This window comes from Fusobacterium sp. IOR10, assembly GCF_010367435.1.
In the GTDB taxonomy this organism is placed as follows: Bacteria; Fusobacteriota; Fusobacteriia; order Fusobacteriales; family Fusobacteriaceae; genus Fusobacterium_B.
In genome coordinates this window covers 40,632-53,992 of record NZ_WJWY01000006.1, presented here as the reverse complement: position 1 = coordinate 53,992, position 13,361 = coordinate 40,632, and the positions used below count along the sequence as shown (strand labels likewise).

General features: G+C 27.0%; 11 protein-coding genes. 7 read left to right on the top strand and 4 right to left on the bottom strand.

All coding sequences use genetic code 11. The annotated features are described in order from the left end of the window. The first annotated feature begins 65 nt into the window (after positions 1-65). From GIL12_RS02595 to gshAB, 3 genes are read left to right on the top strand one after another with little or no spacing between them, the layout of a single operon-like run. Positions 66-1,424 carry an MATE family efflux transporter gene (locus tag GIL12_RS02595; RefSeq protein WP_163468793.1) on the top strand — a complete coding sequence of 453 codons (1,359 nt, stop codon included), beginning with the start codon at positions 66-68 and terminating at the stop codon, positions 1,422-1,424. Next, a complete protein-coding gene (locus GIL12_RS02590) occupies positions 1,421-2,770 on the top strand; it encodes an MATE family efflux transporter (RefSeq protein WP_163468792.1) in 1,350 nt (449 codons plus the stop codon). The genes GIL12_RS02595 and GIL12_RS02590 overlap by 4 nt, the downstream gene beginning before the upstream one ends. Then, positions 2,751-5,090, top strand: a complete 2,340-nt coding sequence (gene gshAB, locus GIL12_RS02585; protein WP_163468791.1) for a bifunctional glutamate--cysteine ligase GshA/glutathione synthetase GshB — start codon at positions 2,751-2,753, stop codon at positions 5,088-5,090. The genes GIL12_RS02590 and gshAB overlap by 20 nt, the downstream gene beginning before the upstream one ends. A 3-nt stretch (positions 5,091-5,093) precedes the next feature. Here the strand turns inward: gshAB and GIL12_RS02580 are convergent, their stop codons facing one another. Beyond that, a complete protein-coding gene (locus tag GIL12_RS02580; RefSeq protein ID WP_163468790.1) occupies positions 5,094-5,363 on the bottom strand; it encodes an acylphosphatase in 270 nt (89 codons plus the stop codon). 66 nt (positions 5,364-5,429) lie between these two features. Continuing rightward, positions 5,430-5,921 (bottom strand): PTS glucose transporter subunit IIA, encoded by a 492-nt coding sequence (locus GIL12_RS02575; protein ID WP_163468789.1) that lies wholly within the window; start codon positions 5,919-5,921, stop codon positions 5,430-5,432. 227 nt (positions 5,922-6,148) lie between these two features. Between GIL12_RS02575 and clpB the strand changes: the two genes are divergently transcribed. Further along, a complete protein-coding gene (clpB, locus tag GIL12_RS02570; protein ID WP_163468788.1) occupies positions 6,149-8,710 on the top strand; it encodes an ATP-dependent chaperone ClpB in 2,562 nt (853 codons plus the stop codon). 61 nt (positions 8,711-8,771) lie between these two features. Here clpB and GIL12_RS02565 read toward each other — a convergent pair whose 3' ends face one another. Continuing rightward, complete coding sequence (locus GIL12_RS02565; RefSeq protein ID WP_163468787.1) at positions 8,772-8,933, bottom strand: hypothetical protein; 162 nt, start codon at positions 8,931-8,933, stop codon at positions 8,772-8,774. Between the two features lie 20 nt (positions 8,934-8,953). Further along, complete coding sequence (locus tag GIL12_RS02560; RefSeq protein ID WP_163468786.1) at positions 8,954-9,829, bottom strand: DMT family transporter; 876 nt, start codon at positions 9,827-9,829, stop codon at positions 8,954-8,956. A 208-nt stretch (positions 9,830-10,037) separates the two neighbouring features. Here GIL12_RS02560 and GIL12_RS02555 point away from each other — a divergent pair, with 208 nt between their 5' ends. The 3 genes from GIL12_RS02555 to GIL12_RS02545 all read left to right on the top strand — a co-directional run bounded on the left by GIL12_RS02555 (position 10,038) and on the right by GIL12_RS02545 (position 13,265). Next, on the top strand, positions 10,038-11,243 hold the full coding sequence (locus tag GIL12_RS02555) for an SAM-dependent methyltransferase (RefSeq protein WP_163468785.1): 1,206 nt from the start codon (positions 10,038-10,040) through the stop codon (positions 11,241-11,243). Between the two features lie 31 nt (positions 11,244-11,274). Then, positions 11,275-11,823 carry a ribonuclease M5 gene (gene rnmV, locus GIL12_RS02550; RefSeq protein WP_163468835.1) on the top strand — a complete coding sequence of 183 codons (549 nt, stop codon included), beginning with the start codon at positions 11,275-11,277 and terminating at the stop codon, positions 11,821-11,823. Positions 11,824-11,897: 74 nt separating this feature from the next. Then, positions 11,898-13,265 carry an aldehyde dehydrogenase gene (locus GIL12_RS02545; protein WP_163468784.1) on the top strand — a complete coding sequence of 456 codons (1,368 nt, stop codon included), beginning with the start codon at positions 11,898-11,900 and terminating at the stop codon, positions 13,263-13,265. Positions 13,266-13,361: the final 96 nt, after the last annotated feature.

The following is a 13,361-nucleotide window of genomic DNA, read 5'->3' as shown; positions in this document are numbered from 1 at the left end:
TAAATAGACACATTTCTTTGAATATGTTATATAATAATATTATAATATAACAAGAGGGGATTTTTATGAATAATTTAACTGAGGATTCAATTTTTAAATTAATTAAAAATATAGCTATACCTGCAAGTACAGGTTTAGTTTTTAATACTTTTTATAATGTTGTTGATACTTATTTTGCAGGAAAAATTCTAGGAACAGAGGCCCTAGCAGGTATTACAATAGGTTTTCCAATTTACTTTATAATAATTGCAATAAGTACAGGAATAGGAAATGGTACCACTGCTTTAACCTCTATTTCCCTTGGGGAAAATGACATAGATAATTATCATTCCCTAGCTTTAAATTCAATGTTCATAGGTATCATATCAAGTTTAATTTTGGTTTTTTCCATGAAAACTTTTATTCCTTTTTTATTTAAATTTTCAGGTGCTAGTGGACTTGAATTGGAATATGGTGTAAAATACATGAATGTGATATTTCTAGGTTCTGTATTTTTTATACTTAATTCAATATTAAATGCCCTACTAACTTCCTATGGAGATACTAAATCCTATAGAAATTTTTTAATTATAGGGTTCTTTTTAAATATAATACTTGATCCATTGTTTATAATGGGTTGGTTTGGTTTTCCTAAGTTTGGAATAATGGGAGTTGCCCTTGCGACTATTTTTGTTCAAATCACTGGAACTTTTTATTTAGCCAATAGATTATATAAAAATCATGTTTTTAAAATTCATATATTTAAAAGATGTAATTTAAGAATTAAAACTATGCTAGAATTATTAGAACAAGGAATTCCCTCTACTTTAACTACAGCAACCACTGCCCTTGGAGTTTTTGTAATTAATTATTTTATATTAAAAATTGCTCCTGGTCCAGTTACTATAGCTGCCTTTGGTTCTGCTATGAGGGTTGAACAGTTGATTTTACTACCAACAATGGGATTGAATATTGCAGGAATTACAATTGTTGGACAAAATTTTGGAGGAAAAATATTTTCTAGGGTTATTGAAGTTAAAAATAAAATTCTTTTAATTGGAGTGGGATTTATCATTGTAGGAGGAATAATTATATATCCTTTTATATCTTCATTAATTGGAGTATTTGCCTCAGATATTAATGTTGTAACAGCTGGGACAAATTATTTAAAAATAGAAATTTTTGCCCTACCTACATATATAATTTTGGGATTGTATTTAAGCGTTTTACAAGGAATCAAAAAACCTAATTGGTCTGTTTTTATAGGATTATTTAGACAAATTATCATGCCTTTTATTTTATTCAATGTCTTTACAAATATATTTGATTTGGGAATCACAGGTATTTGGATTGGAATTGTTATTGTTAATTGGCTAGCAGTTATATTAACTTATTTTTATAGTGAATATACTTTAAAAAAAATATTATTAGGAGAGAAAAAGTGATTAAAGGTAAAAATTTAACAGATGGAAATATTTTAAAGATTCTTATTTCTTTGGCTTTACCAATTATAGGAACTTCATTTTTACAGATGACATATGGTCTTGTGGATATGATGTGGATTGGTAAACTTGGAAGCAGCGCTGTAGCCTCAATAGGAACAGCTTCCTTTTACATAGGTATGGGTTATGCTATAAACTCTATTATTGTCATGGGGGGAGGTATTAAAGCAGCCCATTGTATTGGTTCACAAAATAAAAAGGATTTACATGAATATATTAATTCAGCTTTTACTGTTAATATAGTAATTTCCATTATATACTTTATTTTATTATATTTATTAAGAGTTCCTCTAATTGGATATTTTAATTTAACTGATGTACAAATTGAAATGGATGCCATTGCATATTTAGTTATAGCAGGATTTGGATTAGTTTTCTTATTTGAGAACATGCTTTTTATGAGAATATTAAATAGTTTTGGGGAAACTAAACTTCCCTTTAAAATAAGCGCCATTGGACTTTTATTAAATATACTTTTAGATCCAATTTTTATATTTCTTTTGGATTACAAGGTAACAGGTGCAGCAATAGCAACTTTATTATCCCAATGTTTTACAACTATACTATATATAATTGTTTCAAGAAAATATTTTGTACTATCTTCTCTTTTTAAAGTTTATTTGGATAAAATAAAAAATATTTTTAAATTAGGTCTTCCTGGAGGAATTCAGAGAATTATATTTACAGGTATCAGTATTGTACTTGGAAAAATAGTTTCTAATTTTGGTTCTGATGCTATTGCAGCACAGAGAATAGGATTACAAATAGAATCCATTTCCTACCTTACAGCAGGAGGATTATACGGAGCAATGTCTGCCTTTGTTGGACAAAATTTTGGTGCTAAGCAATTACTTAGAATAAAGGAAGGATTTAAAATAGCTAGATCCCTAGCTATTGCCTTTGGATTATTTACATCTATTTTATTTGTGTTTTTCCCTGAAAATTTAATGATGTTATTTATAAATGATCCTAAAACAATAGAAATAGGAAGAGATTATTTGACTATATTAGGTTACACTCAAATATTTATGTGTATTGAAATAATTTCAAGCGCTTCTTTCCACGGAATAGGGTCTCCTAATATACCATCCTCTGTAAGTATTATTTTTACAGGAGCAAGAATTCCAGTTGCATATTATTTGTCATCTATATATGGAATTAAAGGGGTTTGGATGGCTATTAGTTTTTCAATGTTAGCAAAGGGGTTAATTACACCTACAGCTTTTACTTTTAAATTAAAAAGTTTAATAAAACAAAATGGAGGAATTTATGAACAAAATAAATTTTAAAGAAATTATTAAGGAAAATAATTTATCTAATTTTTTTAACCAAGGAAACTTTGGTATAGAAAAGGAAAATTTAAGAACTGATTTAACAGGGAATTTAGCCTTAACTGATTTTCCAAAAGTATTTGGAAATAAAATTAATAATCCCTATATAACAGTTGATTTTTCAGAAAGTCAAATAGAAATGATAACACCTGCTTTTAAAAACATAGAGAAAACATATGATTTTCTAAAAAATTTAAATGATATTGTTTCAACTAATTTAACTAATGAATACCTTTGGCCTCAAAGTATACCTTGTATTATTCCAGAGGAAGAAAAGATTCCAATTGCTAGATTTCAAGGGGAAGAGGGGAAAAAATCTGAAGAATATAGGAATCAACTGGCTAAAAAATATGGAAAGAAAATTCAATTAATATCAGGAATACATTATAATTTTTCATTTTCAAAGGATTTTATAAATCTTTTGCATGAAAAATCCAAAAGTGACCTATCTTTAAAGGATTTTAAAGATGAGCTTTATCTTAAAACAACTAGAAATTTCTTTAAATATGGTTGGCTTATTATTTATCTTTTAGGTTCTAGTTCAACAGTGCACAAGTCATATAGAAAAACTTGTATGGAAAATATGGAAAAATTAAATCAAAATTCCTTTTATTTTGATGGAACTCTTTCATTTAGAAATGGTAGATGTGGTTATAAAAACAAAGATAAATTTTTCATTTCCCATGATTCTGTTGAAAATTATGTAAATGATATTAAAGGATTAATAGATGGAAAAATTCTTGATGGGGCTAGGGAATATTATAGTCCAATAAGATTGAAATCAAAGGATCCTAAGAATATTCTTGATTCTCTTTTAAAGGATGGAATAGAATATTTAGAAATAAGAACTGTTGATATAAATCCATTTTCGCAAGTTGGGGTTAATTTAGAAGATTTAAAATTTATTCATTTACTTGTAAAATATTTTGCCATTAAAGAAGAGGATCATGAATTTAATGAAAATGATTATAATAGATTTTTAAAAAATCAAGAATTAATAGCAAATGAAGATAGAAATCCCAACTTAGAAATTACTTGTTGTAAGGATAATCCTATAAAAATAACAGATTATGCTCTTGAAATAATAGAAGATTTAAAGGCTAATTTACAAGAAATCTCTTTGTTTTCAGAGGATGATCAGGAAATTTTAAACTTCCAAGAAAATAAAATTAAAAATCCAGAAAATCTTTATGTTAATAAACTTTTAAAGGAAGTTGAAAAAAATGGATACATAGAATTTCATTTGAAAAAGGCTAAGGAATATTTAGTTCAAAGTGAAAATAAAAGTTTTGCACTAAAGGGATATGAAAATTTAGAACTTTCCAGTCAAATTTTATTAAAGGAAGCTATTAAAAGGGGAATTACCTTTGAAATTTTAGATGAAGGAGAAAATTTCATATATTTCAATAAAAATTCCCACGAAGAATATGTTAAGCAAGCTACAAAAACTTCTTTAGATTCATATATTACAATGCTTATTATGGAAAATAAAGTTGTTACTAAAAAAGTTTTGGAAAAAAATGGAATCTCTGTTCCAAGGGGTCTTGATTATTCTGATAAAGAAACTTCTATAAATGATTTTTATAAATATGACGGGCGTGCAATTGTTGTAAAACCTAAATCTACAAATTTTGGTTTAGGTATTAGTATTTTTAAGGATAAATATGATTTTGAAGATTATAAGAAAGCCATTGATTTAGCATTTAAAGAGGATTCTTCAATTTTAATTGAAGAATTTATTTCAGGAAAAGAATATAGATTCTTTGTAATTGGAGATGAAGTTGCTGGAATTTTACATAGGGTTCCTGCAAATGTTAAGGGAAATGGTAAGTCAAATATCTATGAATTAGTTGAAGAAAAAAATAAAAATCCTTTAAGAGGGAAAGGTTATAAAACTCCCCTTGAAAAAATTAAATTAGGGGAAGCTGAAGAACTATTTTTAAAAAATCAAAATAAAACATTTGATTATATCCCTAAAAAAGAAGAAATTGTGTACTTAAGAGAAAATTCAAACATTAGTACTGGAGGAGACAGTATTGATTATACAGATGATATTTTTGATTCATATAAAGAAATAGCTGTAGCTGCTGCAAAATCTGCAAATGCAACTATTTGTGGTGTTGATATGATGATTAAGGATTTAAAAAATCCAGTTCCACAAGGAAACTACAGTATTATAGAAATTAATTTTAATCCAGCGATCCACATACATTGCTATCCATATATAGGTAAAAACAGACATTTAGGTGAAAAAATATTAGATGTTCTAGGTTATTAAAAACTAATATTTTAAATTAAAACTAGGGTATTCTTCCATTTGAAGAATGCTCTTTTTTATTTCGTGAACTTTCCCAATGGGAGAACCATTCTTTATATATTTTTCAGCAGTGAGAAGATTTTCTCCTTCTATTTGAAGAATAATTTCAACATCTTTATTACTTAGGTTTTTAACATATCCCCTTGCTCCTAGTTTTTTCAATCTCAATCCAACATAGAATCTATATCCTACCCCTTGAACTCTTCCCCTTACTATATATTTATAAGTTTTCATATTCATCTCCCTTTTATAAAAAAAGTAGCAGAAATACAATTTCTGCTACTTTTAAATTAATAGTGATTACTTTAAAGTTATTTTCATTAAAAGGTCTCCAACTTTAACATTTCCCTTTGCAACTACTTCAATATTTTCAACTATATCCATACTTGTAATTATTATTGGGGTTTTTGTTGACTTTGCATTTTTTTTAATAAAATCTAAATCGTATTCTATTAATTTATCTCCCACAGAAACTTTATCAGAAGTACTAACTCTTTTTAAACCTTCACTATTTAGTTTAACAGTATCAATACCAAAGTGAACTATCATTTCCAATTCATCTTTAGTTTCAAAACTAATTGCATGATTAGTATCGAAAATATCTATTTGTGCGTCAATTGGTGAATAAATAGCTCCCTCTGTTGGATCTATTGCGCAACCATCACCAATCATTTTTTGAGAAAAGGCTTCATCTGGTACTTCTTCTAAAGTTATAACCTTTCCATTAAGTGGTGAAAAAATTTCAATTATATTGTGTTTCTTTTTCCCTTTGAACATATTTAAAAATCCCATATTTATCTCCTTATCCTTATTTTATCTTGTTCTAATATTATTTCATATTTTAAATAATAAATCAATAATTTTTATAAAAATTTATTATTTATTTTGAGCCTTTTTCAAATATGAAATTTATGAACTTTATAAATAAACCTCTTGACAATATAGTGAAAAAGGGGTATTATTTATTTGTTAGCAGTCACATGTATAGAGTGCTAAAAAGCTAAAAGGAGGGGATTTATATGAACCAAAATATGTTTACTGAAAATTCAATGCTAGCTTTAAATGACGCGAGAGCCTTAGCTATAAAATATAAACAATCAAGTATTAAGCCAGAGATAATAGCCCTTGCATTACTTTTGAATAAAGAAGGTTTAATTCCAAGAATTATAGAGAAAATGGGATTAAATTTAAATAACATTATTTCTCTTTTGGAAGCAGAAATAAGATCCTATGCAACAGTAGAGGGAAATAACCAAATAGGTCTTGATAATGACAGTAACAAAATAATTATTCAAGCGGAAAAAGAAATGAATAAGATGGAAGATACATATATAAGTGTGGAGCATATTTTCATAGCCTTACTTGAAAATTGTAAGATACTTACAAAATCTGGAATAAAAATTAAAGAATTTAAAGATGCATTAAAGGAAGTTAGAGGAAATCAAAAGGTTGATTCTCAAAATCCTGAGGAAAAATATGAAGTACTTCAAAAATATGCAAGGGATTTAGTAGAATTAGCTAGAGAGGGTAAAATTGACCCTATTATTGGTAGAGATGCAGAAATAAGAAGAACTATTCAAATTATTTCAAGAAGAACTAAAAATAATCCTATTTTAATAGGGGAACCAGGTGTTGGTAAAACTGCAATAGCAGAGGGACTAGCACAAAGAATCCTTAATGGAGATGTTCCAGAAAGCCTTAAAAATAAAAAGATATTTTCCCTTGATATGGGGTCTTTAATTGCAGGAGCTAAATTTAGAGGTGAATTTGAGGAAAGATTAAAAGCAGTTTTAAAGGAAGTTGAATCTTCTGAAGGGAAAATACTTTTATTCATTGATGAAATTCATACTATAGTTGGAGCAGGTAAAACAGATGGAGCTATGGATGCTGGAAATCTTTTAAAACCAATGCTTGCAAGGGGAGAAGTTAGAATAATTGGTGCTACTACAATAGATGAATATAGAAAATATATTGAAAAAGATCCTGCCCTTGAAAGAAGATTCCAAACAGTTTTAATAGATGAACCAAGTGTTGAAGATACTATTTCTGTTTTAAGGGGACTTAAGGAAAAATATGAAGTATATCATGGAATTAGAATTAGTGATAGTGCTATAGTTTCTGCAGCTGTTTTAAGTGACAGATACATAAGTGATAGATTTTTACCAGATAAAGCAATTGATTTAGTAGATGAAGCTGCTGCAATGGTAAGAACTGAAATTGATTCAATGCCTAGCGAATTAGATGAGCTTACAAGAAAATCAATGCAACTTGAAATTGAAAAACAAGCTCTAAAGAAAGAAAAAGATGACGCATCTAAGGAAAGATTACAAATTTTAGAAAAGGAATTATCTGAAATAAACTCTAAGAAAAATATATTAAAATCTCAATGGGATGTTGAAAAACAAGAAGTTGGAAAAGTTAAGGAGTTAAAATCAGATATAGACAAAACTAAACTTGAAATTGAAAAAGCAGAAAGAGATTATGATTTAAATAAATTAGCTGAATTAAAATATGGAAAATTAGCTAACTTAGAAAAAGAACTAAAGAAACAACAAGAAATAACTGACAATAAATTTGACCACGCCCTATTAAAACTAGAAGTTAATGAAGCTGAAATTGCAGATATAGTTTCCAAATGGACAGGTGTTCCTTTGAATAAACTAATTGAAAGTGAAAAGGAAAAAATCTTGAACCTTGAAAAATCTTTAAATAGTAGAGTAATTGGACAAGAGGAAGCTGTAGGTTTAGTTTCTAATACTATTTTAAGAGCAAGGGCAGGACTAAAGGATAAAAACAAACCAATTGGATCCTTTATATTTTTAGGACCTACTGGGGTAGGAAAAACTTATCTTGCTAAATCTCTAGCTTATAATTTATTTGATGATGAAAATAATATGATAAGAATTGATATGAGTGAGTATATGGAAAAATTCTCAGTAACTAGACTTATTGGTGCACCTCCAGGATATGTTGGATATGAAGAAGGGGGACAACTTACAGAGGCAGTTAGAAGAAAACCTTATTCTGTAATTTTATTTGATGAAATTGAAAAGGCTCATCCAGATGTATTTAATACCTTCCTTCAAATTCTAGATGATGGTAGATTAACAGATGGAAAGGGAAAAGTTGTTGACTTTAAAAACACATTAATTATAATGACTTCTAACCTAGGAAGTAATTTTATTTTGGAAGATCCTAATTTAAATGAAGAAACTAGGAAAAAAATAAATGAACTAATGAAACAATCCTTTAAACCTGAATTCTTAAACAGAATAGATGACATTATTATGTTTAAGAGCCTTGATTTTGAATCTATTAGAAGAATTGTTAAATCTTTACTTAAAGAAACAGAAGAAAAATTAAAAGATAAATATATTAAAGTTAAATTTACAGATTCTGTAGTTGATTATTTAGCTACAAATTCCTACGATCCACATTATGGAGCTAGACCTTTAGGTAGATTTATTCAAAAATCCATTGAAACTGATTTAGCTAAAGAGATTTTATCTGGAAAAATCAAAGAAAAGGATACAATATCAGTTGAATTAATTGATGGAAAAATTCATTTTAAAAGTATCTAGTTTTAGATCTTAACATAAATAAAAAAGAGTTGAAGGATATAATCTTTCAACTCTTTTTATTTTATTTCTTATAATTGTCTATTCTTACTTTTTTGTAATTTTTTAACATTTCACAGTGAAAGATTTCTTTTTTTCTTTGAAGAAGAACCTTCTTATAATCGTCATCATAAATAGCTAGTATTTTTTTCAAAATAGCTTTTTTCTTGTCTGTAATCATTGCCATAACGTCACCTCTTTAAAATATTATTTTTTAGATGTTAAATTAAATAACATTAATCCACTTAAAATTATTGTTCCTCCTATGTATGTTGCTGAAGAAGGATATTCACCAATTAGTATACACCCCATTATACCAGATAATAATGGAGTTACAAACATAAAATTTGTAACCTCGCTGGTAATCTTTGCAAGGGATAAAGCTTTAGTCCACCATATATAAGCAATGGCACTTGGAAATATTCCCAAATAAATTATTAAATACCACGCTTTTAATGGAGCACCTATTATTTGAGGAATTGATTCTGGCATAAATATAGAAAGTAAAATCGTTCCTCCAATAATACTATAAGTTGTAGATTGAAAAGCTGTGTAATTTTTTGAATATTCCCTTTGGGTAATGTTATAAATAGCTAAAACAACAGCTGCACATATCATCCATAAAATTCCAACATTTAATGAAAACTCTCCATCCCACAATGTTAAAAATAAAATCCCTACAAATTCCATAATAATTGCAATCCAACCATAAACATTAATCTTTTCCTTTAACAGGAGATTTGACATTAATGCTGTAAGTATTGGAGCAATTGCTATTATAATGCTACTTGTTGCTGAGGTTAAATAAATAGATCCTGTATTAAAAGCTATCATATACATGAAAAAACCCATTCCACCAGAAAATAAAAATTTAGGAACATCTTTAGTTTTAGGTAATCCTATTTTTTTTAAATATCCTATTAAAAGCAAACAAATAGTTGCCGTTAAATATCTAATAAATCCAAGAGCCTGTGGTGTAAAATAAGAAAGAGCCATTTTAGTAACTGGAAAAGCTGAAGCCCACAGGAAAATTGTTCCAAAAGCAAAACATTTGCTTTCGTTATTTTTAATAAAATTCTTCATTATAGTACATCTCCCCCTGAAAAACATTTAAACATCTATTATATAAAACAAGTGTATTTTATATATATAATTATACCTAAAATATTACATAAAAACAACCTAAATTTATTAGAATTTTAAAATTAAGTTGTTCCCATTGCTTTTTTTTATTTTTTGAGTTATAATTTCTAATAGACAAAAATTAATAAAATTATGTTAAGGAGTTTTAATGAAAGTAAATGAAGAGAAAGTTAACTTACTTATGGAGGATGTTTTTTCCAATAAAAAATTAGTTAAATGTGTTTTTTCCAATATGAAAGGAAATTACCCCTATAGTAAAGTTATGATAAAACCCATTTTAATAAAAAATGAATTTTTTTATCAATTTGAAGAGTTCAAAAACAACAAGGCCTACCATTCTAATTTGAATATAGAGGAAGCTTTAAATAAAATATATTTATTACTAGAAAATTTTAATCAATATATGATATTTACAAAGGAAGAAGATATTCAAATTTTAAAAAATAAAAAAGGATTTAAAATTAAAAGTACGAAGAATATAAAAGAAGAAGTTTCTTTAGAACATAATAAGAACAAAAATTATATTTTACAAGAGGGAGAACCTATTCCATTTTTAGTTAAACTTGGAGTTATGGGAGAAAATGGAAAAATATTTAAAAAAAGTTATGACAAGTTCAAACAAATAAATAAGTATTTGCAATTTATAGATGAGACAGTTTCTGAAATGAAATCTAAAAAGTTAGTTACAAATTCAATTAAAATAATAGACTTTGGTTGTGGAAAATCATATTTAACATTTGCTCTACATTATTATTTTAAAATGAAAAATGATTTGGAATTTGATATTATTGGATTGGATTTAAAAGATGATGTTATGAAAGATTGTAATAATATAGTTGATGAACTTAACTTAAAGAACATAGAATTTTTAACTGGGGATATTAAAGATGTTAATAAAATGAAGGATGTGGATCTTATATTTTCTCTTCATGCTTGTAATAATGCAACAGATTACTCTTTATTAAAAGCTATGGAATTAAATGCCAAGGCTATTTTAGCTGTTCCATGTTGTCAACATGAATTTAATGAAAAAATATCATCTAATAAAAATAGTTCTTTTTATGAAAGTGAATCTTTAATTGGAAAACACGGAATATTGCTGGAAAAGTTTTCTTCAATTGCAACTGATGCATTTAGAGCACAGGCTTTGGAACTATGTGGTTTTAAAACTCAAGTTATAGAATTTATAGATTTAGTAAACACACCTAAAAATGTTCTTATTCGTGGAATCAAAGAAAAAACTACAAATGAATCCCTTGAAAAAAAATTAAGAGAATACAATACTTTTAAAGATTTTTTAGGAATAGAACCTATTTTAGATACTTTACTTAAACCATATTTTTTAATTAAATAGTTTATTAAATTTTACACAATATTAAGGAGATATAATGAAGAAAATAAAAGAAGTAATTGTAGTTGAAGGAAGAGACGACATAACTGCTGTAAAAAGAGCGGTTGATGCAGAATTAATAGCAGTTCATGGATATTCAGTAAAAAAGAATTTAGATAGAATACAAAAAGCTTACGATAATAATGGTATAATTATATTAACAGATCCTGATTTTGCTGGTGTTCAAATTAGAAGAATTATATCTGAACGTTTTCCAGAGGCAAAACAAGCTTATATAAATAGATATGAAGGTATTAAAAATGGAAATATTGGTGTTGAAAATGCCAATCCTGAATCTATTATAAAGGCTTTGGAAAAGGCAAAATATGAAACAATTGAATCTGAAAATATTTTCACAGTTGAAGATTTATTAGAATATCATTTAACAGGATTTCCTAACTCTAAATCCCTAAGGGAAAAAATTGGAGAAAAATTAGGAATTGGATATTCCAATGGAAAACAACTTTTAGTTAAATTAAATCACTATGGAATTTCAATGGAAGAATTTGAAAAAGCCATGAATGAAATAATAGAAACTTTATAAATTAAATATTTACTTCAAAGGTCCTTCAGTATAAATATTGAGGGATTTTTTTGTAACAATTAAGGGGGTATGTTATGGATGTTTTACAAGAAATGAAAGATTATTATTATACAGGTGAAACAAAAGAGATTTCCTTTAGAATTAACCAATTAACAAAATTAAAAAAAATAATATCATTTCATGAGGATGATATTATAAATGCTCTAAAAGCTGATTTAAAAAGGCCTCAATTTGAAAGTTATGTTTCTGAAATTGGGGTAATATTAGAAAGTATTTCCTTTGCCATTAATAATTTAAAAAAATGGAGTAAGATTAAAAAAGTAAAAACTCCTATTTCACAGTTTAGATCTAAAAGTTATATTAAACAAGAACCCTATGGAGTTGTTTTAATTATTGCTCCCTTTAATTTCCCATTTAATTTATGTATTGAACCATTAATTGGGGCAATTGCAGCTGGAAACTGTGCAGTTATTAAGCCTTCTGAAGAAACAGTAAATGTTTCAAATATTATTCAAAAAATCTTTGATGAAAACTTTTTAAAGAAATATATTAGAGTTGTCCAAGGGGGAAAAGAAGTTATAACCACATTAATTCACAGTAAATTTGACTATATATTTTTTACTGGAAGCGTTACAGTTGGAAAAATTGTTATGAAGGGAGCTAGTGAAAATTTAATTCCTGTAACATTGGAGCTAGGTGGAAAAAGTCCTTGTATAATAAATCATGATGCTAATTTAAAAACAGCTGCTGAAAGAATAGCTTGGGGTAAATTTTTTAATGCAGGTCAAATTTGTATATCTCCAGATTATTTATTGGTTCATAATTCTGTAAAAAATGAATTTATTCAAGAATTACAAAAAGTTATTAAAAGATTTTATGGGGAAGATATTTATGCATCCCCTGACTTTGCAAGAATTATAAATGAAAAACATACTACAAGGCTTATAAATATTATAGAAAATGATAAAGAAAAAATTATTTTTGGTGGAAATTATAACCTTGAAGATAAGTATATAGAACCTACATTAATTAACAATGCTTCTTGGGATGATAAATGTATGGAAGGGGAAATTTTTGGACCTATACTACCAATAATATCCTTTGATGCTATTAATGAAGCTATTGAAATTGTCAATGGAAGACCAAAGCCCCTTGCTCTATATCTCTTTACTGAAAATGAAGATGTTGCTAATAAAGTTATTGAAAGAACTAGTTCAGGGGGAGTTTGTATAAATGATGTTATTAATCATTATAGTAATCATCATTTGCCATTTGGTGGTGTTGGAAATTCTGGTATGGGAAATTATCACGGGGAAGAAAGTTTTAAAACTTTTTCCCATGCAAAGGGTGTGCTTAATAAATCCACAAGAATTAATAATACTTTAATCTTTCCACCATATTCATTGAAAAAATTGCACGCTATTAAAAAAATATTAAAATAAAAATTTAAAAGTTAGATTTTTCCTAGAGTAGAAATAAATATTTCTACTCTATTTTTATTGACTTTTACCTTGAGTTAATATATACTCTGTATATTA